This is a genomic window from Marinicauda pacifica (genome assembly GCF_004793635.1).
Classification (GTDB): Bacteria; Pseudomonadota; Alphaproteobacteria; order Caulobacterales; family Maricaulaceae; genus Marinicauda; species Marinicauda pacifica.
Genome location: NZ_SRXV01000001.1, coordinates 78,225 through 98,133, shown reverse-complemented (window position 1 = coordinate 98,133; position 19,909 = coordinate 78,225). Strand labels below are relative to the sequence as shown.

Annotated in this window: 27 protein-coding genes; 17 read left to right on the top strand and 10 right to left on the bottom strand. The window is 66.7% G+C overall.

Annotation, left to right across the window (positions count from 1 at the left end):
- The first annotated feature begins 80 nt into the window (after positions 1–80).
- Positions 81–536 carry a MaoC family dehydratase gene (locus E5162_RS00515; protein WP_135943005.1) on the top strand — a complete coding sequence of 152 codons (456 nt, stop codon included), beginning with the start codon at positions 81–83 and terminating at the stop codon, positions 534–536.
- On the opposite strand, the gene E5162_RS00510 is transcribed toward E5162_RS00515, so the two are convergent.
- Both E5162_RS00510 and hppD read right to left on the bottom strand, forming a co-directional pair.
- Positions 514–1,035, bottom strand: a complete 522-nt coding sequence (locus E5162_RS00510; protein WP_135943004.1) for a MarR family winged helix-turn-helix transcriptional regulator — start codon at positions 1,033–1,035, stop codon at positions 514–516. The genes E5162_RS00515 and E5162_RS00510 overlap by 23 nt on opposite strands.
- The gene (gene hppD, locus E5162_RS00505) at positions 1,035–2,108 is read right to left on the bottom strand and encodes a 4-hydroxyphenylpyruvate dioxygenase (protein ID WP_135943003.1); all 1,074 of its coding nucleotides are present in this window, start codon (positions 2,106–2,108) and stop codon (positions 1,035–1,037) included. Before hppD ends, E5162_RS00510 begins: the two co-directional genes overlap by 1 nt.
- A 146-nt stretch (positions 2,109–2,254) precedes the next feature.
- Between hppD and maiA the strand changes: the two genes are divergently transcribed.
- From maiA to E5162_RS00455, 10 genes are all read left to right on the top strand, one after another.
- Positions 2,255–2,899 (top strand): maleylacetoacetate isomerase, encoded by a 645-nt coding sequence (maiA, locus tag E5162_RS00500; RefSeq protein ID WP_135943002.1) that lies wholly within the window; start codon positions 2,255–2,257, stop codon positions 2,897–2,899.
- A 33-nt stretch (positions 2,900–2,932) separates the two neighbouring features.
- Entirely contained in the window at positions 2,933–3,598 is a 666-nt protein-coding gene (locus E5162_RS00495; RefSeq protein ID WP_135943001.1) for a DsbA family oxidoreductase, read from the top strand.
- 43 nt (positions 3,599–3,641) lie between these two features.
- Positions 3,642–4,034 (top strand): MAPEG family protein, encoded by a 393-nt coding sequence (locus tag E5162_RS00490; protein ID WP_135943000.1) that lies wholly within the window; start codon positions 3,642–3,644, stop codon positions 4,032–4,034.
- A 120-nt stretch (positions 4,035–4,154) separates the two neighbouring features.
- Complete coding sequence (relB, locus tag E5162_RS00485) at positions 4,155–4,448, top strand: type II toxin-antitoxin system RelB family antitoxin (RefSeq protein WP_135942999.1); 294 nt, start codon at positions 4,155–4,157, stop codon at positions 4,446–4,448.
- The gene (locus tag E5162_RS00480; protein ID WP_135942998.1) at positions 4,441–4,716 is read left to right on the top strand and encodes a type II toxin-antitoxin system RelE/ParE family toxin; all 276 of its coding nucleotides are present in this window, start codon (positions 4,441–4,443) and stop codon (positions 4,714–4,716) included. Before relB ends, E5162_RS00480 begins: the two co-directional genes overlap by 8 nt.
- A 114-nt stretch (positions 4,717–4,830) precedes the next feature.
- The gene (locus E5162_RS00475; RefSeq protein WP_135942997.1) at positions 4,831–6,213 is read left to right on the top strand and encodes a TldD/PmbA family protein; all 1,383 of its coding nucleotides are present in this window, start codon (positions 4,831–4,833) and stop codon (positions 6,211–6,213) included.
- A 9-nt stretch (positions 6,214–6,222) separates the two neighbouring features.
- Entirely contained in the window at positions 6,223–6,990 is a 768-nt protein-coding gene (locus tag E5162_RS00470) for a 3'(2'),5'-bisphosphate nucleotidase CysQ (protein ID WP_233342046.1), read from the top strand.
- A 26-nt stretch (positions 6,991–7,016) separates the two neighbouring features.
- Positions 7,017–7,262 (top strand): DUF4170 domain-containing protein, encoded by a 246-nt coding sequence (locus E5162_RS00465; protein WP_135942996.1) that lies wholly within the window; start codon positions 7,017–7,019, stop codon positions 7,260–7,262.
- Complete coding sequence (locus E5162_RS00460) at positions 7,259–9,064, top strand: ABC transporter ATP-binding protein (RefSeq protein WP_371872214.1); 1,806 nt, start codon at positions 7,259–7,261, stop codon at positions 9,062–9,064. The genes E5162_RS00465 and E5162_RS00460 overlap by 4 nt, the downstream gene beginning before the upstream one ends.
- Positions 9,061–9,624 carry a manganese efflux pump MntP gene (locus tag E5162_RS00455; RefSeq protein WP_135942994.1) on the top strand — a complete coding sequence of 188 codons (564 nt, stop codon included), beginning with the start codon at positions 9,061–9,063 and terminating at the stop codon, positions 9,622–9,624. Before E5162_RS00460 ends, E5162_RS00455 begins: the two co-directional genes overlap by 4 nt.
- A 7-nt stretch (positions 9,625–9,631) precedes the next feature.
- On the opposite strand, the gene E5162_RS00450 is transcribed toward E5162_RS00455, so the two are convergent.
- From E5162_RS00450 to E5162_RS00440, 3 genes are read right to left on the bottom strand one after another with little or no spacing between them, the layout of a single operon-like run.
- A complete protein-coding gene (locus E5162_RS00450) occupies positions 9,632–10,042 on the bottom strand; it encodes a hypothetical protein (RefSeq protein ID WP_135942993.1) in 411 nt (136 codons plus the stop codon).
- Between the two features lie 3 nt (positions 10,043–10,045).
- Entirely contained in the window at positions 10,046–10,300 is a 255-nt protein-coding gene (locus E5162_RS00445) for a type II toxin-antitoxin system prevent-host-death family antitoxin (RefSeq protein ID WP_135942992.1), read from the bottom strand.
- Between the two features lie 49 nt (positions 10,301–10,349).
- Positions 10,350–11,012, bottom strand: a complete 663-nt coding sequence (locus E5162_RS00440; protein ID WP_135942991.1) for a protein tyrosine phosphatase family protein — start codon at positions 11,010–11,012, stop codon at positions 10,350–10,352.
- A gap of 131 nt (positions 11,013–11,143) precedes the next feature.
- Between E5162_RS00440 and E5162_RS00435 the strand changes: the two genes are divergently transcribed.
- The 6 genes from E5162_RS00435 to E5162_RS00410 all read left to right on the top strand — a co-directional run bounded on the left by E5162_RS00435 (position 11,144) and on the right by E5162_RS00410 (position 17,200).
- Positions 11,144–11,893, top strand: a complete 750-nt coding sequence (locus tag E5162_RS00435; RefSeq protein ID WP_158291144.1) for a lysophospholipid acyltransferase family protein — start codon at positions 11,144–11,146, stop codon at positions 11,891–11,893.
- Positions 11,890–13,170 (top strand): 3-deoxy-D-manno-octulosonic acid transferase, encoded by a 1,281-nt coding sequence (locus E5162_RS00430; RefSeq protein ID WP_135942989.1) that lies wholly within the window; start codon positions 11,890–11,892, stop codon positions 13,168–13,170. The genes E5162_RS00435 and E5162_RS00430 overlap by 4 nt, the downstream gene beginning before the upstream one ends.
- The gene (gene lpxK / locus E5162_RS00425; RefSeq protein WP_135942988.1) at positions 13,170–14,180 is read left to right on the top strand and encodes a tetraacyldisaccharide 4'-kinase; all 1,011 of its coding nucleotides are present in this window, start codon (positions 13,170–13,172) and stop codon (positions 14,178–14,180) included. Before E5162_RS00430 ends, lpxK begins: the two co-directional genes overlap by 1 nt.
- 9 nt (positions 14,181–14,189) lie before the next feature.
- Positions 14,190–15,095 (top strand): lysophospholipid acyltransferase family protein, encoded by a 906-nt coding sequence (locus E5162_RS00420; RefSeq protein WP_135942987.1) that lies wholly within the window; start codon positions 14,190–14,192, stop codon positions 15,093–15,095.
- Between the two features lie 75 nt (positions 15,096–15,170).
- Complete coding sequence (locus tag E5162_RS00415) at positions 15,171–15,884, top strand: response regulator (protein WP_135942986.1); 714 nt, start codon at positions 15,171–15,173, stop codon at positions 15,882–15,884.
- Complete coding sequence (locus E5162_RS00410) at positions 15,881–17,200, top strand: ATP-binding protein (RefSeq protein WP_233342044.1); 1,320 nt, start codon at positions 15,881–15,883, stop codon at positions 17,198–17,200. The genes E5162_RS00415 and E5162_RS00410 overlap by 4 nt, the downstream gene beginning before the upstream one ends.
- An 18-nt stretch (positions 17,201–17,218) precedes the next feature.
- Here E5162_RS00410 and E5162_RS00405 read toward each other — a convergent pair whose 3' ends face one another.
- The 5 genes from E5162_RS00405 to E5162_RS00385 all read right to left on the bottom strand — a co-directional run bounded on the left by E5162_RS00405 (position 17,219) and on the right by E5162_RS00385 (position 19,847).
- Complete coding sequence (locus tag E5162_RS00405) at positions 17,219–17,521, bottom strand: type II toxin-antitoxin system RelE/ParE family toxin (protein WP_135942985.1); 303 nt, start codon at positions 17,519–17,521, stop codon at positions 17,219–17,221.
- On the bottom strand, positions 17,518–17,799 hold the full coding sequence (locus E5162_RS00400) for a ribbon-helix-helix domain-containing protein (protein ID WP_135942984.1): 282 nt from the start codon (positions 17,797–17,799) through the stop codon (positions 17,518–17,520). Before E5162_RS00400 ends, E5162_RS00405 begins: the two co-directional genes overlap by 4 nt.
- Before the next feature lie 266 nt (positions 17,800–18,065).
- On the bottom strand, positions 18,066–18,932 hold the full coding sequence (gene proC / locus E5162_RS00395) for a pyrroline-5-carboxylate reductase (protein WP_135942983.1): 867 nt from the start codon (positions 18,930–18,932) through the stop codon (positions 18,066–18,068).
- Between the two features lie 12 nt (positions 18,933–18,944).
- Entirely contained in the window at positions 18,945–19,442 is a 498-nt protein-coding gene (locus E5162_RS00390) for a type III secretion system chaperone family protein (RefSeq protein WP_135942982.1), read from the bottom strand.
- Between the two features lie 105 nt (positions 19,443–19,547).
- Positions 19,548–19,847, bottom strand: coding sequence for an accessory factor UbiK family protein (locus E5162_RS00385; protein ID WP_135942981.1), 300 nt, complete (start codon positions 19,845–19,847; stop codon positions 19,548–19,550).
- Positions 19,848–19,909: the final 62 nt, after the last annotated feature.

Here is a 19,909-nt window from a genome sequence, read left to right as displayed (position 1 = left end):
TCCCCCCGTCCACACGCAATTGCCCGGCCTGCCGGGAAAACGGCTTGACCGCGCGGAGCACGCGCGCTGTCATCGCCCTCATGAGCATTCTTGAAACCTATCAATCGCGAATTGGCGAGACCTACCGGTCGAGCTGGTTCACCGTCGACCAGGACCGCGTCAACACGTTTGCCGACGTCACCCTGGATCATCAATTCATCCACGTCGATCCCGACCGCGCCGCGAAGGAAACACCCTTCGGCGGGCCGATCGCACACGGCTTCCTGACGCTGTCGCTGATGAGCCATTTCATCGAGGAAGCCCTGCCCGCGCCGCCGGACGGCATCGTGATGGGCATCAATTACGGCTTCGAAAAGATTCGTTTCCTGACCCCGGTGCGGGTGGGATCGAAGATTCGCGGCGCGTTCACGCTGGCCAAGGCCGAGGCGCGCAAGCCGGGTCAGATCCAGCTGACCCATGATTGCAGCGTGGAGATCGACGGCGTGGACAATCCCGCCCTCGCCGCGCAATGGCTCAGCCTGATCGTGACGGGCTAGTCTCGGGATCGCCGGCCGAAGCCATGGCTTCGGCCCGGTCCTCCAGCGCGTCGAGCAGGGCCATGAGCCGCTCGCGCTCCGCGTCCGCCAGGCCGTCCAGCAGCGATGCCTCGTACTGCATGGCCAGCGGGGCGACTTCCTCGTAGATGCGCTGACCTTCCCCGGTCAGCTCCACATCGCTCGCGCGCCGGTCACTGGACCGGCGCGTGCGCCTGACCAGGCCGCGCTCGTCGAGCGCGCGGATGGCCCGGCTGACGGGCACCTTGTCCATGGCGGTGGCTTCGCACACGCCCTGGGCCGTCATCGGGGCGCCCTCGCCCAGCACCGCGATCACACGCCATTCCCAGATGGTCAGGCCGAAGCGGGACTGATAGGCGCGCGCGATCAGCCCCGACACCTTGTTGGACACGACCGAGAGCCGGTAGGGCAGATACGCCGACAGGCGCAGGGCCGAAGACCCTGCGCCCGTCTTTGCCGGGGTGGTGGTGTCCCTGGTCATTACTCGGCGGCAGACGTGCCTGCCGGCTTGATGACGCCGCGGCGGACCTGATCGAGCTCGATGGATTCGAACAGGGCTTTGAAATTGCCTTCGCCGAAGCCTTCATTGCCCTTGCGCTGGATGATCTCGAAGAAGATCGGACCGATCGCGTTCTGGGTGAAGATCTGCAGAAGCAGGCCGTCGCCGCTTTCCAGATCGCCATCGATGAGGATCTTGTTCGCCTCCAGGCGCGGGAGGTCCTCGCCATGGTTGGGGACGCGCTCGTCGACCAGCTCGTAATAGGTGTCCGGCGTCGACTGGAAGTCGACCTTCTTCTCGCGCATTTCCTCGACCGTCTCGTAGATGCGCGGCGTGGTCAGGGCGATGTGCTGGATGCCCTCGCCATTATAGTCGCGCAGGTATTCGGCGATCTGGGACTGGTCGTCGGAGCTTTCGTTCAGCGGGATTTTCAGCTTGCCGCACGGGCCGGTCATGGCGCGCGATTTCAGGCCGGTATGCTGGCCCTTGATGTCGAAATAGCGGATTTCGCGGAAGTTGAAGACGCTCTCGTAGAAGTTCGCCCACTTGTCCATGCTGCCGTGATGCACGTTGTGGGTGAGGTGGTCGAGCACTTCCAGGCCGACACCGCCCTTGTCGGTCTCGCCCGTCGGTTCCCAGTCGTCATAGATCGTCTTGTCGCCATAGGTGTCGACCAGGTAGAGGACCGAGCCGCCAATGCCCTTGATCGCGGGGATGGTCTCGCCATCGCTCCAGATGCCCTCGCCGAACGGTTCGGCGCCGCGCTCCAGCGCTTTCTTGTAGGCGTCCTTGGCGTCCTTGACGCGGAAGGCCATCGCATTCGCCGACGGGCCGTGCGTCTTGCGGAACTCCGCGGCCTGGCCGGCGCTTTCCCGGTTGACCAGGAAATTGATGTCGCCCTGCTTGTAGCGCACGATGTCTTTGGACTTGTGTTTGGCCACCGGGGTGAAACCGAGGCGGCGGAACAGCGCGTCGAGCTCTTCAGGCTTACTGGAGGTGTACTCCACGAACTCAAAACCGTCAGTGCCCAGCGGGTTCTCGAAAAGATCGGCCATGAAAGCGCTCCCTTTTAAAAAAGTTTGGTGTCGTGCGGCCCGCGCCAGGGTTGATCCGGCCAGGCAGACTGCGCATCGTCTTAGCTCAAGATAGTATCATTTGTAACTAAATTCATCCCCCGTCGCTCAGCCAAGGAGAAACGCCAATGAAACCGGTGCTTTATGGGTATTTTCGCTCAGGAACGACCTATCGCGTCCGCGCCGCGCTCAATTACAAGGGCGTGGATTACGACTATGAGCCCGTCGACCTGGCGGGCGGTGCGCAATCGGGCGAGGCCTACAAGCGGCTCAATCCGCAAGGGCTCGTGCCGGCGCTGAAAGTCGATGGCGGGGTGCTGACGCAGAGCCCGGCGATTCTCGAATGGATGGAGGAGACCTGGCCGGAACCGGCCCTGCTGCCCCATGAGCCGATCTTGCGCGCCCGCACCCGTGCCTTCTGTGCGGCGATCGGCTGCGACATCCATCCGATCCAGAATCTGCGCATCCTGAAGGCGGTCAAGGCGATGAAGGACAGCGATCCCGACGCCGGAACCGAGTGGGCGCGCCACTGGATCACGGTCGGCTTCGAGGCGCTGGAACAGATGGCCGAACCGGATGCGGGCGCAGGCGGCTTCCTGTTCGGGACGGGGCCCAGCCTTGCCGAGGTCTATCTGATGCCCCAGATGTTCAATGCCGAACGCTTCGGGGTCGATCTGGAGCGGTTTCCAAAACTGGTGGCCGCCAATGCCGCCGCCCAGTCGGTGCCCGAGTTTGCCGCAGCCCATCCGTCCAGGCAGCCCGACGCGCGCTAGCCGCGGGCCTCGCCGTCCTCACAGGGGGAGCTCATGACCGTCTCCGTCGATCTCGTCTCCGACACTGTCTGCCCCTGGTGCTGGCTGGGCCATCGCTACTGGGCGCAGGCGCGCACGCTCGCCCGGCCCATCCGCACCGCGACGCAGCTGCGCGCCTTCCAGCTCGATCCGGCGATCCCGCGCGAGGGCGTGGACTACAAGGACTACATGAAGGCGAAATTTGCCGGAGCCGGGTCCGGCTCGGGATCGGAGCGCTGGAAAGCCATGCGCGACCATCTCGAGGCGGCCGGACCGGATGCGGGCATCACGTTCCGCTTCGACGAGATCAAGGTGCGTCCCAACACGCTCGATTGCCATCGCCTGATCCGCTGGGCCGAAGGCCAGGGCCTGGGCGAGGCGATGAGCGAGGCGCTGTTCAAGGCGTTTTTCGACGAGCTACGCGACCTCTCCCGGCACGAGGTGCTGGCCGAACTGGCCGGCGAGGCGGGGCTGGACGCGGCCACGGTGAGCGAATTGCTCGCCACGAACCGCGACGAGGACGCGGTGCAGCGCGAGGAGGCGTTCTACAGAAACCTTGGGGTTCAGGGCGTCCCGTGCTTCATTTTCAACGGACAGTTTGCGGTATCGGGTGCGGAAGCCCCCGAGGCGCTGGCTGCCGCCATAAAGGAAGCCGACCAGCTGCCCGCCGAAGACGAGTAATCCTCGCGGCAAGGCAGCGGTCTCTCGGGGAGGAACCCAACTCATGACCGCCTTGCACGCCGCCGCCCTCTATATCGGGCTCAACCTGCTCATTCTCCTGTTCATCGGCTTTCGGGTCTCGATCGTCCGGCGCCGCCTCAAAGTGAATATCGGTACGGGCGGCTTTGCCGAGATGGAGCGTGCGGTCCGCACGCATGCCAATGGCGCCGAATGGGTTCCCGCCGCCCTGCTTGGCCTGCTGGCGCTGGCGCTCGTGAATGCGCCGGCCTCGGCAATCCACGTCTTCGGCGCCGCGCTGACCCTGGCGCGCCTGGCCCACGCCTACGGCCTGTCGACCTCGGATGCGGCGACCCCGGGACGCTTTATCGGCTCGCTGGGAACGCTGCTGGTCTACCTGCTGATGGCCGTGGCGCTCATCGCCTACGCAGTGATCTAGGGGAGAGGCTGGAGACGTTCACGCCGAGCGGCATTACCAAAAGAAAAGTGCGAGGCGCCAGAGCCCTTGACTGTATCTCATTTGAGATACATTATGGGGCGATGTATAGGAGGCGATGCCATGTCCGCTCAAACTTCGATGCTTCACGTCCGCGTGGACGACCAGCTCAAGGCGCAAGCCGCCGAAGCCCTGTCCGGCGTAGGCCTGACGCTGTCCGATGCAGTGCGTATTCTGCTGACCCGCGTGGCAGCAGAGGGCGGTCTGCCGGCGGGTCTGACCACGGACCCGGACGCCTATGACACCTGGTTCCGTGCCAAGGTGCAGGAGGCGCTCGCCGATCCGCGCCCGGCACAACCACACGACCAGGTCATGAAGGAAGCGCGGGCCTTGATCGAAGCGAAGCGTCGTGCCTGAACTCGAATGGAAGGTCCCGGCGATCGCCGACCTGGCGGCCATCGTCGACTACATCTCGGACGACAACCCGGATGCAGCCCTCACCCTGATGGAGGAAATCGAGGTCAAGGTCACTCAGTTATTGGCTCATCCCAAACGCGGCCGACCTGGTAGGGCAGAGGATACCCGGGAGTTGGTTGTCCGGCCCAACTACATTGTGGTTTATGCCGAAACCCCGCTCGCGGTGACAGTGCTGCGCGTGCTTCACGCCGCTCAGAAGTGGCCCTGAGACGAATTCATGTGAGGCTCATCGCCTACGCAGTGATCTAGGGGGCGAAGCCGGGAGCGATCACTGAGCGCGCCGCGTTGCTCTATCAGCCCCCTCCGCGCTAAGAGCAATACCATGACCCAAACCGCTCCCGACCCCCGCTCCACCCAGACTGCGCCCGATCCCGAAGCGCTGAAAAACCTCGCAGAGGACATTGTCCGCGACGCGCTGAAGGCTGGCGCGGACGCCGCCGAGGCCGGAGTGGCGGAGAGCCGCTCGCTGGAGGCCTCCATCCGCAACGGGGCGCTGGAGGATCTCGAACGCTCGGAATCGCGCGATGCGGGCCTGCGTGTCTTCGTCGGCAAGCGCCAGGCCGGTGTGGCGTTCTCCGATCTGTCCACACAAGGGCGCAAGCTGGCCATCGAGCGTGCCGTGGCGATGGCCAAGGCCGCGCCCGAGGACCCCTATTGCGGACTGGTCGAGCGCGAGGCGCTGGCAGGCAAGCTGCCCGACATCCCCCTGTACGAGGCGGGTGAATGGGACCCGGCCATCCTGGAAAATCTCGGCTTCGCGATGGAAGACGCCGCACTGAAGATTGACGAGGTGGAGACCATCACCCAGGCCGGGGCCGGATTCGGCGCCGGGGCGGGCGCGCTGGTGACCTCCAACGGTTTCGCGGCGGGGCGCAGGGGCTCGACCTTCTCGCTGGGAATAGCGCCGCTGGCCAAGCGCGGCTCCGTGATGGAGCGCGATTTCTACGGCCATTCGGCGCGCCGCTTCGGCGAACTCAAATCGCCCGAGGAAATTGGCCGTATTGCCGGTGAACGCGCCGCCGCGCGGCTGGGCTCAACCAAGATCAAGGGCGGCAAGATGCCGGTCGTGTTCGACTCCCGGGTCGCCACGACCTTCGTGTCATCGCTGCTGGGCGCCATCTCCGGCCCGGCGGTTGCGCGCGGCAACTCCTTCCTCAAGTCAAAAATGGGCGAGCGCGTCTTCGCCGAAGGGATCGACATCGTGGAAGACCCGCTCAAGGCCTGGGGCCACGGCTCGCGCGCCTTCGACGGGGAAGGCGTGGCGGTCCGGGCACGCGCCCTTGTCGAGGACGGGGTGCTGACAACCTGGCTGCTGAACGCGTCCTCGGCGCGCCAGCTAGGCCTGCCCCTGACCGGCCATGCCTCGCAGGGACTAGGCTCCCCTCCGGGCGTGCGCACCTCGAACGTCCATCTGGCAGCGGGCGAGCGCAGCCGCGACGACCTCATCGCAGATGCCGGAACCGGCCTCCTGGTGACCGAGATGTTCGGCCCGTCCCTCAACGAGAATACCGGCGACTGGTCGGTCGGCGTGGCCGGATTTGCCATCGTGGACGGAAAGATCGCCGCGCCGGTCAGCGAGATGACGGTCGCGGGAAACCTGGTCGAGATTTTCGCGCGCCTGGAACCGGGCAGCGACCTGGAATTCGATCACGCCACCAATTCGCCGAGCATACTGGTCGACGCGTTGTCGGTCGGCGGCCTTTAGGAACACACGGTGGCGAGTTTCGACGATCCCGACCTGGCCTTGATGACCAAAGCGGCCGTCGCTGCCGGAAAAGCTGCGATGGGCTTTTACGGCCAGGAGCTGAAAGCCTGGGACAAGGGCGTCAACGATCCGGTCACCGAAGCCGATTACGCGGCCAATGCGATCATCCGCGACCAGCTGATGGGCGCGCGGCCCGACTATGGCTGGCTGTCGGAGGAAAACGCCGACGATCAGAGCCGGCTCGAAAAGCGCCGTACTTTCGTGGTCGATCCGATCGACGGCACGCGGGCCTTCCTGAAGACGCGCGAGGAATTCGTCATCTCCATCGGCCTTCTGATGGACGGCCACCCCTATGCCGGCGTGCTGTATGATCCGTGCCGCGAGCACGTTTACGCCGCGCTGCGCGGCCATGGCGCCTGGCGCAATGGCGACCGGCTGACGATGACCGCGCAGGACTCCATCCAGGGCGCACGCCTGCTGGGCGATCCCGGCCGGCTGACGGCGCTGCGCGATCTCGGCGCCCATGCCCATACGGTCAATTCCTTCGCCCTGCGCCTCGCCATGGCCGCAGCCGGCGAGTACGATGCGGTCGTCGCGGTGCGCCCCAAATGGGACTGGGACCTGCTAGCCGGACACATGCTGATCGAGGAGGCCGGCGGGCTGATTACCGGCAATGACGGCTCCCCGCTGCGCTACGACAAGGCCGAGCCGCGCCAGCTCCCGCCTCTGGCCTCTGGTCCGGCCCTGCATGCCCTGTTATTAGAGCGCCTCCTTTAACCTCCCTGGCAGATAGGCAAGAGCCCATGAGCGACGACAAGCAGCTTCTCCACCTCGTGATCGGCGGCGAGCTCGATGAAGTCAGCCCGCACGCGCACGATTTCAAGAATCTCGACGAGGTCGAATTCGTCGGCGCCTATTCCAACTATGACGACGCCAAGCGCGCCTGGCGCAGCGCGGCTCAGCAAACGGTCGACAACGCGCACATGCGCTATTTCATCATCCATGCGCACAAGCTGCTCGACCCGTCCGATGGCGGCCCGCAGGGCTGACCGGGGCACTGAGCGATCTTCCCGCTTCCACGCCCGATGCGGCCCCGCCGCCGGAGCGCAGCTTCGCGCTCGCCCGGCGGCTCTGGCGCGTCTGGATACGGCCCAAATGGCGCCTTCTGGCGTGGGGGATACTTCTCTCGCTGATCACGGCCGCCGCCGGGTCGAGCTATGCCGGTGCGCTGCATTATGCCGGTGAGCTGATCAAGGCGGCCGAGCCCTCGGCCATCTGGATCGCGCCGGCCATGTTCCTGGTGCTGGGCGTCATCCGCAGCGTCAGTCTTTACGGCCAGACGCTGGCGACCAACCGGCTGGCGCTGTCGATCATGCGCGATCTTCAGAACGCGCTCTACGCCCAGTACATGCAGGCCGATTTCGCCCGCATCCAGAGCCAGTCGACGGGCTCGATCATCTCGCGCTTCACCAACGACATCACGATGCTGCGCGAGAGCCTGATCCGATCGGCCAACAACCTGACCCGCGACCTGTTCATGATCATCTTCGGCGTGGCCTGGATGTTCTGGATCGACTGGGCGCTCGCCCTGTTCGTCCTGCTGGTCCTGCCGCTTGCGGCCCAGCCGGTGCTGCGCATCGGCAAGATGATCCGGCGCCGCTCCGATCAGGTCCAGACCCAGATGGGCGATGTGACCAGCTTTCTTGAAGAGAGCGTCTCGGGCGCGCGCATGGTCAAGACCTTCTCTCTGGAACCCTATGCGAAGGAACGCGCCCGGGCCCGTTTCCAGGACCGGTTCACCCTCCTGCTCTCCATGACCCGCTACCGCGCCATGATCGAGCCGGTGATGGAGGTTGCCGGCATGATCGCGCTGGCCGGCGTGCTCGCCCTGCTGGCCTGGCGCGCCACGACCGGCGAGTCCGGCATCGAGGACCTGCTGGGCATTGTCGGAGCGGTGCTGGTCGTCAGCCCCGCCGCGCGCGCGCTCGGCTCGCTATCCGGCGTCATCCAGGAAGGCCTCGCCGTCGTGCAGCGCATTTTCACCGTGCTGGACGATGCGCCCCGGCTGGTCGACCGGCCCGGCGCCAGGGCGCTGAACGTGCGCGGCGGCGCCATCGAGTTTCGCGACGTCGAGTTCGGGTACGAGACCGGTCCGGCGGCGCTGAGCGACATCTCGCTGCGCGTACCGGCCGGCCAGACCGCCGCGCTGGTCGGACCTTCGGGATCGGGCAAGACCTCGCTGCTCAACCTGATCCCGCGTCTTTACGATCCGCGATCAGGCGAGGTGCGCATTGACGGACAGGATATCGCAGGCGTGACGCTGGCCTCGCTGCGCGGCGCCGTCTCGCTCGTCAGCCAGGACGTGACCATGTTCGACGACACGGTGCGCGCCAATATCGCCTTCGGCAAGCTGGATGCGACCGACGAGGAAATCGCCGAAGCGGCCCGCGCCGCCGATGCGCACGACTTCGTCACTGCCCTGGAACACGGCTACGAGACCCGCGTCGGTCCGCGCGGCACTGCCCTGTCCGGCGGACAGCGCCAGCGCATCGCGATTGCCCGTGCAATCTTGAAGGACGCGCCCATCCTGTTGCTGGACGAGGCCACCAGCGCGCTGGACGCCCAGTCCGAAGCGCGCGTGCAGGCTGCGCTGGAGAGGCTGTCTGAGGGGCGCACGACCCTGGTCATCGCCCACCGCCTGTCGACGGTGCGCGAGGCCGACCAGATCTTCGTGATGCGCGAGGGCCGCATCGTGGAGACCGGCACCCATGACATTCTGATGGCCGAGGGCGGCCTTTATGCCGACCTGTCCCGGCTGCAATTACGCGAACCGGGCGGTGGCACGGGGTGAGCGTTCTCACCCTCTCCCTCACCGCGATCAGCCTGTCGACCGATGCGTTCGCGGCGGCACTGGCGCGCGGATCGAAAGAAGTCCGCCCGCGCGCTCTGACGGCCGTGCGCGTCGGGGCCGTGTTTGGCGGGGCGGAAGGCCTGATGGCGCTGGCCGGCTGGATGGCCGCGCGGACCTTTGCCCCGGTCATCACCGCGCTCGACCACTGGATCGCCCTCGTCCTGCTCTGCTTCATCGGTGTGCGAATGATCCGCGAGGGCCTTGCCAGCGACGCGGAGCCCGACGAGGCCGGACCGCCGCCCGGCTTTGCCACCACCATACTCACCGCGCTGGGCACCAGCGTCGATTCTGCCGCCGTGGGCGTGGCGCTGGGCCTGAGCGGCGCCAGCGCTTACGCGGCGCTGGTCATCGGGCTGGCCTCGTTCAGCCTTTCCACCATCGGCTATCTGATCGGGCCGTATGCGCGCGAAGCGCTGGGCAAGAAGGCAGAAATTCTGGGCGGGCTCGTGCTGATCGCCATCGGCGTGTCGATCTTCGTCGACCACACCTGGGGCGGGTGAGGCCCGGCTACTCCAGCCGTGAGACGGATAACGAAAGACCGCCCGCTTGCGCCAACGCCTCTCGCAAGACTTTCATATACGACCCGGAAAACCGGCCAAGCGGTGCAGATGGCGAGAGGTGAAACGACAGCCCCACGACATCGAAATTGCACTCGCTCACTATAATCCAGAGACGTTTGTCTACATCCAGTCCGGCCCGCTGCTTTTCCGGCCAGGGTATTTCCACGCCCGCGCCGCCGGAAGGCTGTCTGGTCGTGATCGCAAGCAGGATGAGTTGATCGCCCGCCGGTCTCACCAAACGAACCGCAACGGCGACCGGGCGCTCCTTGCGACCGGCCGTTTCACCTGCCAGAGCCTCCCGCCGCCACAGATACGGGTAGCCGATGACGCTGCCCGTCGTGACCGCATCGAAGGCCATCGGTCAGGCCTCGTCGTCCTTGATATAGCGATCCATGGCCGCGAGCGTTTCCTCCAGGAGGTCGCGTGGCATCTCGGCGGTGGAGTAAGCCCGTCGCGGATCGGCTTGCGCCCGGAGGCGCTCATAATCCTCGACATTCATCACGACGAGGCGCGGCTTGTTGCGCTGGGTGATGGTCACCGGCCGGCGCAGTGCCTCGGCGATGATGTCGCCCGACTTGCGTGACAGGTCGCTGGTGGAGAAAATCGGATCGCTCATGCTGCGTTTCCCTTCATATGCAAGAAATACAGCATTTACGTGATTTGCGCTACTCCCGCCTCAGAACCTTCTCGGTGAGCATCGAGCCCCACCAGCTTGCCATGAAGCCGTCATGGCAGGCCTGCCGGTCGTATTCGGTGCGCACCCAGGTGAGGAAATCGATCGGTTCGCGCGCATTGCGCTGGCGGTAGAGATCGAAGAAATGGTCGAGCATGCCCGTCTTGCCCTGGCGGACATGGCCGTATTTGAAGGAGAGCTGCTGGATGGCGTCCTCGAAGGAGGCGCCCTCGTGCAGCAGCTTGTAGAGCACGGCGACGATGCCGGCCCGGTCCGCGCCCGACTTGCAATGCATGAAGGCGGGATATTCGATCGTGTCGAAGACCTCGATCAGCTGTTCGATGCGCTCGACATAGGGCGCTTCGCGCGATCCCCAGGGCAGGTCGACAATGGCGAGACCGAGTTCGCGCGCGGTGTGGTGTTCGAGATCGTAATAGTGGCGGCCCTTCTGCGACCCGCGCAAATTCAGGATCGTCTTGAACCCGGCCTGCTGGAGCACTTTCAGGCGTTCCGGGCTCGGCTGGTTGCCGCGCCACATGCCCGGCCCGACCTCGCGGAAATTCTTGAACGCCAGGCGCAGGACGCCGTGATCGCCCCACATCAGGCCACGCATGGCGCGCTGATACTCGCTCTTGTCGGTCAGGTCGTAAGTCATGCGGGGCGACTTAAGCGCAGCGCGCGCGCCTGACAAGCCATCGCAGCGGTCACGGGGTGAAGGGGCGCACTGAGACCTCGCGGGCGATGATGCTTGACGCGGTGCGCGCCAGAGGCGAGCAAGATGGCACCATGTTCAAAGCGCTGCTCGACACCCCTGCGATCCGCTTCGCCATTGCCGGCCTGCTCTCCGTCTATGTGAGCCTGGTCAAGCATACGACGCGATGGACCTATGAGGGCCTGACGCCGATGGAGGCGGTCTGGCAGGGCGGCCGGGGCGTCGTCGCCTGCACCTGGCACGGGCGCATCCTGATGGCCCCTGTGGCCTGGCCCCGGCGCGCGCAACCGGTCTCGGTGCTGATCTCCCGCTCGCGCGAGGGCGAGGTCGTGGCCAGGTTCGCGGCTCTGCGCGGCTTCGGCACGGTGCGCGGATCCTCACGCAATGCCAAGAAGGCCGACCAGGAGAAGGGGGCGCTCGCCGCCTTCCGCGCCATGGCCCGGCACGTGCGCCAGGGCGGCTGTATCGCGGTGACCCCGGACGGGCCGCGCGGGCCGCGCTACCGTGCTTCGCAGGGCGCAATCCGGCTGGCCAAGACTACCGGCGCCCCGATTGTCGCCATGGGCTGGTCGACGCGCTCGCGCATCGTGTTCAACTCCTGGGACCGCTTCGTCCTGCCGCTGCCTTTCTCGCGCGGGGCCATGGTGTGGACCGAACCGCTCGTGCTGGAGCCGGGCGCGGACAGCGATGCGCTGGAGGCGGCCCGCCAGACACTGGAGACCCGGCTGATCGAGGCCACACAGCAGGCCGAACGCCTGACCGGGGCGGAGATCATCGAACCTGCCAAGGCCCCGCCTGCCCCCCGTGCGGATCTCGCCCTATGAGTTTTCCGCCCGGATTGACGCTGTACCGCGCTGCGACGCGGGCCCTGGGCGGACTGGCCGGACCGGCGCTGACCCGGCGCGCCAGGGCCGGCAAGGAAGACAAGGCCCGCCTCGGCGAGCGTCTGGGCCGCGCCGGCCAGCCCAGGCCGGCCGGACCGCTGGTCTGGATCCATGCCGCAAGCGTCGGCGAAAGCCTGGTCGCCCTCACCCTCGCCGAGGCCCTGCAGGCCCGCCGGCCCGGTCTGGGCGTCCTCATCACATCGGGCACGCGCACCTCGGCCCGGCTGATCGGCGAGCGCGCCCGGCCCGGCCTGCTGCACCAATTCCCGCCGGTCGACCGGATCGACGCGGTGGAGCGTTTCCTGGACCATTGGCAGCCCGATCTCGCCGTCTTCACCGAGAGCGAGCTGTGGCCCAACCTGATCCTGGAGACGGCAAGGCGCGGCACGCCCATGGCGCTGGTCAATGCGCGCATGAACGAGCGCTCGCTGCAAAGCTGGAGGCGCTGGCCGGACACCGCGCGCTGGCTATTGTCCTGCTTCGACTGGATCGGCCCGGCCGACCTGCGCACCGCGCAGGGTCTGTCCGCCCTGCTGGGCACGCCGCTGGAGCCGGTCGGCAATCTGAAACTGGACGCAGGATTCACACCGCCGGACGCCGATGCGCTCGACTGCGTGCGCCGCACGGTCGGTGCGCGCCCGGTCTGGGTGGCGGCAAGCACGCATGAGGGCGAGGACGAGATCCTCCTGGCCGCGCATGCCGAGATCCTGCGCCAAACCCCTGACGCGCTGCTGATCCTGGCGCCGCGCCACCCCGAGCGCGGCCCGGCGATCCGCGAGCTGATCGGCCGAACCGGCCTGACCGCAGCGCGCCGCTCCGGCGGGGAGACGCCCTCACCGGACACGGCCGTGTGGCTGACCGACACGCTGGGCGAGATGGCACTGTGGTTCACCGCCGCGCCGGTCGCCTTCATCGCGGGCAGCCTGCTGCCGGGCATTGGCGGGCATAACCCGCTGGAAGCCACGAGGGCCGGTGCCCAGGTCGTCACCGGGCCGCATACGGCCAGCTTCGACGATGTCTTCGCCGCCTATCGCGAGGCCGGAGCGGTCGAGACGGCGGGAACGCCAGAGAGGATCGCGCGCGCCATTGAGCAGGCCTGGACACGCGGCGACGAAGCGCGGGCGGCGGGCGAGGCCGCTCTGGCTGCGCTGGCGGGCCAATCGTTGGACGTCACGCTGGGTGCGCTCCTGCCCCTGCTGGCCGAGGAGAGCGACTGATGCGCCCTCCCGCATTCTGGCAGGACGATGCGCCCCGCGGGTCGGCCGCCCTGACCCGCGCGCTGCTGACCCCGCTGGGTGCGCTCTATGCGGCCCTCGGGGCGTGGCGGATCGCACGTGCCACACCGCAGCGCGCCGGCATCCCGGTGATCTGCGTGGGGAACCTGACGCTGGGCGGGACGGGCAAGACGCCGGTGGTGCGTGCCCTGGTCGAACAACTGAGGCAGGACGGGCTGCGCGCAGCGTCCCTGAGCCGGGGCTGGAAGGGCCGGCTGGACGGCCCGGTGCGCGTCGCCCCCGATCATCACACGGCGGGCGATGTGGGCGACGAGCCGCTGCTGCTGGCGCGCACGGGCGAGGCGTGGATCGCGCGCGACCGCGCCGCCGGAGCGCTGGCCATGCAGGCCGAGGGCGTGGACGTGATCGTGATGGATGACGGACACCAGAACCCCAGCCTGCACAAGGATCTCTCGCTGGTCGTGGTCGACGGGGAGGCCGGCTGGGGCGCCGGCCGGGTCTTTCCCGCCGGGCCGCTGCGCGAACCGGTGGCGCGCGGGCTGGCCCGCGCCGACGCGGTCATCGTGATGATGCCGGATAGCGAGACGCAGCCCGACTATCGCCGCCTGCAGCTTGTCGACAGCCCCCTGCCCGTGGTGCGTGCCTGGCTGGAGCCGGGCGAGGCGCCGCCGGAGGGACGCCTGCTCGCCTTTGCCGGAATCGGACGGCCGCAGAAATTCTACGACGCGCTGGCGCGGGCCGGCGGAGAGCTGGCCGAGACGGCGAGCTTTCCCGATCACCACGCCTTCTCCAATGCCGAGCTGGAGCGCCTCGCCGATCTGGCCGCGGCCCACCGCGCGCGCCTGGTCACGACCGAGAAGGACTGGGTGCGCCTTTCACCCGACTGGCGCAAACAGGTGGCGGCCTGGCCGGTCGAGGTGCGGTTTTCCGCACCGGCCCATGTCAGCGACCTGCTTCGCCAAAGCGTGGACGGCGCGGCGAAGCCCGGCTAGACCAACCCCATGACAACGCTTCTTCAAAGGCTGGGCTGGCGCGGCGAAGCCCTCGCCTGGGATGCCTATCAGGGCATGTTCCGGGCCATGGGGCTTGAGCGCGCGAGTGTTGCGGGCAGCGCCCTGCTGCGCCGGATCGGCCCGCTCAGCGGCGCGCATCATGTCGCGCGCGTGAACATGCGAATCGCCTTTCCCGATGCCCATGAGCGCGAGCTGGACTCACTGCTGGATGCGATGTGGGACAATTTCGGCCGGGTTCTGGGAGAGTTTCCCAACATGGATCGCTTCGACATGAGCGTGCGCTCGCAGCAGGTCACGGTCGAGGGCGCGGAAATCCTGGAAGATATCGGCCGGTCAAAGGCGCCGACCGTGCTGTTCTCCGGCCATTTCGCCAACTGGGAGATGATCGGCGCGACTCTGGCCCAGCATCTGAAGACCTGCCGGATCACCTATCGCCACGCCAACAATCCGATCATCGACCGGCGCATCATCGCCCAGCGCCAGGCCTATGGCGTGCGTATCCTGACACCCAAGGGCGGTTCGGGCGCCAAGGAGATGCTGGCCGCGCTGCAGGCCGGCAACCCGGTCGGGCTGATGAACGATCAGAAGATGAATGACGGTATCGCGGCGCCCTTCTTCGGTCGCCCCGCGATGACCGCCTCCGGCCCGGCCCGACTGGCGCAGCGCTATGACGCGCCCCTGGTGCCGATGTCGGTGCGGCGCGTGGAGGGCACGCGCTTTCACGTGAAGGTGCATGAGCCGCTCGATACACCCGAAGGCAGCGGAAACGAGGCGATCCTGCAGACCGTGACGCGCATCAACGAGTTTATCGAGGCGCGCATTCTCGAAGCGCCCGAGCAATGGTTCTGGGTCCATCGCCGCTTTGAAAAGCCGTTGTACAAAAAACCGAAATAGTGTGAAGCGCGCCGTGAATTGTCTCTTCGGGCAGACCAGTCCACTCTGGCCACCCGCCCATCACCGGGTCGCCCCATGAACGATGCACGCCAGAGCCATATCCTTGTCGTCGACGATGACGACCGCATCCGCGAACTGCTGACGAAGTTCCTGCGCGCACGCGGCTATCGCGTGTCCGCCGCCCCGCAGGCGGCCAAGGCGCTGTCCATGCTGCGCTCGCTCGCCTTCGACCTTCTGATCCTCGACGTCATGATGCCGGGCATGGACGGGTTCGAGCTGACCGAGACGGTGCGCGAGACCGGCGATGTCCCGATCCTGCTGCTGACCGCACGCGGCGAACCCGAAGACCGTATCCGCGGCCTGACGGCGGGCGCGGACGATTATCTGGCCAAGCCGTTCGAGCCGGAAGAACTGATCCTGCGCGTCCAGGCGATATTGCGCCGGTCGCTGCCCCGCACCCAGGGCCCCTCGCGGGTCGTGTTCGGGCCCTGGCAGCTGGATCTGGACACCGCAAACCTCCAGCGCGAGGGCGAGCGCGTGCGCCTGACTGGCGGAGAAGGCGCGCTTCTGGTCACGCTGGCCCAGAGCGCGGGTCAGCCGGTCAGCCGCGAAGCCCTGTCCGAGAAGGCCGCGGCCGGGGCTGGGGAACGCGCCGTGGACGTTCAGATCACCCGCCTGCGGCGCAAGATCGAGGCCGATCCCAAGGCGCCGATCTGGATCCAGACCGTACGCGGGGAAGGCTACAAGCTCGTCGCCGAAGCCGTCTTCGACAGCGGGTCGGGCCGGTGAGGTTCCGCACCGGCATCAAGCGCTACCTGCCCAAGGGCCTGTTTGCGCGCTCGCTTCTGATCATCGTCCTGCCGGTGGCGCTGATGCAGGTTGCGGTGACGTGGACCTTCTTCGAGGAACACTGGGACACGGTGACGGCGCGGCTGTCGGAAAGCGTGGCGGGCGATGTCGCCATGATGACCTCGCTCTATCAAAGCCAGCCCGGGCGGTTCGAGGAGATGTCGCGTCAGGCCTATGACACGATGGGCCTGTCGGTCGACCTGCGCGAAGGCGACGTGCTGCCGACCGCGCGGCGCACGGCCTTCTTCCGCGCGCTGGACCGGGCCTTGCGGCGCGCCCTTTCGAACACGCTGGACGAGGAGTTCTGGTTCGATACCACGCGCTATCCCGAATATGTCGATATCCGCGTGGCAGTCGACGAGGGCGTGCTGCGCTTCATCGTGGTGCGCGAGCACGTGTTTGCCACGACCGGGCATATCTTCCTTTTGTGGATCATCGGCACAACGAGCCTGCTGACCGCGGTCTCGGTCATCTTCATCCGCAACCAGGTCAAACCGATCCGCCAGCTGGCCGAAGCGGCCGAGGCCTTCGGGCGCGGCCAGGACCGCGAACGCTTCAAGCCGGCCGGCGCGCGCGAGGTGCGACAGGCCGCCCACGCCTTCATCGACATGCGCCAGCGCCTGATCCGTCACATGGAGCAGCGCACCGCCCTGCTGGCCGGGGTCAGCCACGACCTGCGCACGCCGCTGACGCGCCTGCGCCTGCAACTCGCCCTGATGCCAGCGAGCGAAGAGCGCGAAGCGGCGATGAAGGATCTGTCCGAGATGGAAGCGGCGCTGGAGGAATACCTCGCTTTCGCCCGCGGCCAGGCGGGCGAGGAACCCGGCGCAGTGAACCTGACCGCGCTGTGCTACGAGATCGGCGAGGATGTACGCCGCGAGGATGGCGGGGATATTGCGCTGGAGATCGAGGACGGGCTGGTCATACGCGGCCGCGCCGCGCCGCTGAAGCGGGCCCTGACCAATCTGGTCCAGAACGGGCGGGCCTTTGGCGAGCACGTCGTGCTGAGCGCATCGCGTACCGAGAGCCGGATCGAGGTCGCGGTCGACGATGACGGGCCGGGCATCCCCGAGCCCCAGCGCGCAGAGGCCTTCAAGGCGTTTTCGCGCCTGGACGAGTCGCGCAACGCCAACAGGAAGGGCGTCGGGCTCGGCCTGGCCATCGCCCGCGACACCGCGCGGGCCCATGGCGGGGATATCCGGCTGGAAGAAAGCGAGCTGGGCGGTCTGAGGGCGGTGCTGAGCCTGCCGGCGTGAGAGCCGGGCGCGGCGGGTTCAGCCCAGCAATCTCTCCAGGTCCCGGCCGCGATATATAACTCGCAGGATCACCACTAGGTCACCGTTGACCGTGAAGGCAATGGTCACGCACCGCTCGAAGCCGACAAGCCGGAGCCCAGGCCGGATATCGGGGCACTGACGTCCGCGCTCGGGAGCGATTTCGAAGCCCTCACAGTAAGATCGAATTCGCTCCATGAAGCCCATCGCAACCCGGACGCCGGATTTGCGCGCGATCCAGTCATGAAGATTGCGCAGGTCGCGTCTTGCTGCCACTTCGAAAACGACGCTGTAGCGCTTCACTCGTCGTCCGGGCGGAAGGAAGCGCTGTGTTCACGCAGCTCGGCAAAGGTCTGTTCAATTGAAACTGCCCGCCCCGGATCGGCCATCGCGGCGTCGTAGGTGGGCGCGACCTCCTCGACCAGCCAGCGTTCGATGACTTCGTCGCGTTCGCGAAGGGCATCCAGGCCAGCCTCGATGACTTCGCTTTCGGAGCCGTATTCGCCGGACGCGACCTTCTTCTGAAGAAACGCCGCGTCGGCTTCTGGTAGGCTGATCGTACGGGTCTTCACATTCGACATGGCGGTGTCTCCTGACGCGGAGACGATACCATGCGCGGGGGTGGGAGGACAGATGAAGGAAGGTTCTCTTCGATCCCGCCCCCTCCGTCGCCTCCGGCGACACCTCCCCCGTGAACGGGGGAGGACATCGCAGAGGCTGCTTGCTCATCGTCAGCGCAGACGCCGGTGTGCTCCCCTGCTTGCGGGGGAGCTGTCAGTGCAGCTGACTGAGGGGGCGGGTGCCCTTCGACCTCGGCCCCTCCGGCCTCTTCGCGGGATAGAAGGGCCTACCCTTTGTCGTTCTTGGCGCTGCCGAGCTCGCGGCTCCGCTTTTCCGCCGCGGCCACGGCCTTGTGGATGAGGCTGGGCAGGCCGCCTTCACCCATCAGGACGTCGAGTGCGGCCTGGGTCGTGCCGTTGGGCGAGGTGACCGAACGGCGCAGATCGGCGGCGCTCGCACTGCCGTCGGCCAGCGACTGTTCGAGCATGGCACCGGCGCCCGAGACGGTGGCCACGGCCAGGCGCTCGGCAAGGTCGGCAGGCAGGCCTTCGGCTTCGCCGGCACGCGCGAGCGCTTCGGCCATCAGGAAGACATAGGCCGGGCCGGACCCGGACACGCCGGTCGCCGCGCCCATCAGGCGCTCTTCCTCGAGCCATTCGACCGGACCGGTCACTTTCAGAAGTGTTTCGGCCTCGTCGCGCAGTTTCAGCTCGTCGGCCCGCTCGTTGGCGATGGCGACATTGATCCCCTTGCCGATAGCCCCGGGCACGTTGGGCATGTTGCGCACGATCGGACGGCCCGGGAAGGCCTTCTCGAAGGCGCGCAGACCGATGCCGGCCGCGACCGACACGATCAGCGTGTCCTCGCCGGCGACTTCGCTGAGCTGGGGCAGGATTTTTTCCATCACCTGCGGCTTGACCGCGAGAATGATCGTATCGACGGTCTTCGCGGTCTCCGCATCAAGCTGGGTCAGGTGCTGGACGCCATATTTGTCGGCGAGATCCTTGGCCGGGCCTTGCAGCTCGGGCTCGACGAAGAGCAGCTTGTCAGCGGGAACGCCGCCTTCGCTCTTGCGGAGCCAGCCCGCGGCCATAGCCGCACCCATGCGTCCGACTCCGACCAGAGCCAGACGGCCATTGCGTTGATTGGTCATAAACCTGTCCTGTTATGCTTCGCCGGCGGTATCGAACATCGCAGCCGAGACGGACTCGGAGACGCTCTTGCCGCCCCAGATGAGATATTGAAAGGCGGGATAGAGACGCTCCCCGGCTTCTTTGGCGGCCCCGATAAGCCCTGCTGCCGCCGCCGGAGAAATGCCTTCACCGCCCGGTACGGCGAGCGCATGACGGAAGATCACCGAGCCATCTTCGCTCCAGACCTCGAAATGACCGAGATAGAGCCGCTCGTTGAGCCGGTTCACAAGCTCGCACGCCTCCCTGAAACGCTTCTCGGGCACTTTGAGTTCAAGGCTGCCGCAAATATGCAGCGCGTCGAGCTCCGGGCGCCAGGCAAACCAGATCTGATGATCGCGCCAGGCGCCGGGAACCGCGATATGCAGCTCGGTATCGTCGCGCTCATAGGCGTATTGCTCGGCAATGACTGCCTGCTCCACGCATTCGAGCGGGTCGGCCTCATAGGTGAGCGTGTCTTGATTGAGTTCCATGACCTTCACTCCCCTCGGTGCGATCGCACGTCTTGCTGCAGGCTAGGCAGGCGAGTGCCACCCGCGCAAGCACGATCCGCGACCAAGGATTTAAACTGTTCGCGTTTAAGACTTTTTCGCCGCCGGGCGTTTGCTCGCCGATGACGGTTTCCTGGACGGGGCTGCTTTTTGCCCCTCGAGCTCGGCGATTCGAGCCCGCAGCGATTCGGTTTCGGCGCCGAGCGCGTCGAGACGCGCCTTGACCGCATCGAACTCTTCCCGGCTAACCAGGTCGAGATCGGACGCCATGCGTTCGGCTCTGGCCCGGAACATCGTCCGGGCTTCTTCCCCTGCTGCCTGCGCCGCGCCGAAGGCGTCGGTCATCAGGTCTGCGATATCGGCAAAAATCGGGTTGCGCGACTGCATGACATCACCGTGTGCTCTGCTATAGGGGACCATATAGGCTTTCGAGGGCGGGTCGCGCAACG

Coding starts and splice junctions, on each gene's coding strand:
- E5162_RS00515 (WP_135943005.1), top strand. CDS start 81: ATGAGCATTCTTGAAACCTATCAATCGCGAATTGGCGAGACCTACCGG.
- E5162_RS00510 (WP_135943004.1), bottom strand. CDS start 1,035: ATGACCAGGGACACCACCACCCCGGCAAAGACGGGCGCAGGGTCTTCG.
- hppD (WP_135943003.1), bottom strand. CDS start 2,108: ATGGCCGATCTTTTCGAGAACCCGCTGGGCACTGACGGTTTTGAGTTC.
- maiA (WP_135943002.1), top strand. CDS start 2,255: ATGAAACCGGTGCTTTATGGGTATTTTCGCTCAGGAACGACCTATCGC.
- E5162_RS00495 (WP_135943001.1), top strand. CDS start 2,933: ATGACCGTCTCCGTCGATCTCGTCTCCGACACTGTCTGCCCCTGGTGC.
- E5162_RS00490 (WP_135943000.1), top strand. CDS start 3,642: ATGACCGCCTTGCACGCCGCCGCCCTCTATATCGGGCTCAACCTGCTC.
- relB (WP_135942999.1), top strand. CDS start 4,155: ATGTCCGCTCAAACTTCGATGCTTCACGTCCGCGTGGACGACCAGCTC.
- E5162_RS00475 (WP_135942997.1), top strand. CDS start 4,831: ATGACCCAAACCGCTCCCGACCCCCGCTCCACCCAGACTGCGCCCGAT.
- E5162_RS00465 (WP_135942996.1), top strand. CDS start 7,017: ATGAGCGACGACAAGCAGCTTCTCCACCTCGTGATCGGCGGCGAGCTC.
- E5162_RS00450 (WP_135942993.1), bottom strand. CDS start 10,042: ATGGCCTTCGATGCGGTCACGACGGGCAGCGTCATCGGCTACCCGTAT.
- E5162_RS00445 (WP_135942992.1), bottom strand. CDS start 10,300: ATGAGCGATCCGATTTTCTCCACCAGCGACCTGTCACGCAAGTCGGGC.
- E5162_RS00440 (WP_135942991.1), bottom strand. CDS start 11,012: ATGACTTACGACCTGACCGACAAGAGCGAGTATCAGCGCGCCATGCGT.
- E5162_RS00435 (WP_158291144.1), top strand. CDS start 11,144: ATGTTCAAAGCGCTGCTCGACACCCCTGCGATCCGCTTCGCCATTGCC.
- E5162_RS00430 (WP_135942989.1), top strand. CDS start 11,890: ATGAGTTTTCCGCCCGGATTGACGCTGTACCGCGCTGCGACGCGGGCC.
- lpxK (WP_135942988.1), top strand. CDS start 13,170: ATGCGCCCTCCCGCATTCTGGCAGGACGATGCGCCCCGCGGGTCGGCC.
- E5162_RS00420 (WP_135942987.1), top strand. CDS start 14,190: ATGACAACGCTTCTTCAAAGGCTGGGCTGGCGCGGCGAAGCCCTCGCC.
- E5162_RS00415 (WP_135942986.1), top strand. CDS start 15,171: ATGAACGATGCACGCCAGAGCCATATCCTTGTCGTCGACGATGACGAC.
- E5162_RS00400 (WP_135942984.1), bottom strand. CDS start 17,799: ATGTCGAATGTGAAGACCCGTACGATCAGCCTACCAGAAGCCGACGCG.
- proC (WP_135942983.1), bottom strand. CDS start 18,932: ATGACCAATCAACGCAATGGCCGTCTGGCTCTGGTCGGAGTCGGACGC.
- E5162_RS00390 (WP_135942982.1), bottom strand. CDS start 19,442: ATGGAACTCAATCAAGACACGCTCACCTATGAGGCCGACCCGCTCGAA.
- E5162_RS00385 (WP_135942981.1), bottom strand. CDS start 19,847: ATGCAGTCGCGCAACCCGATTTTTGCCGATATCGCAGACCTGATGACC.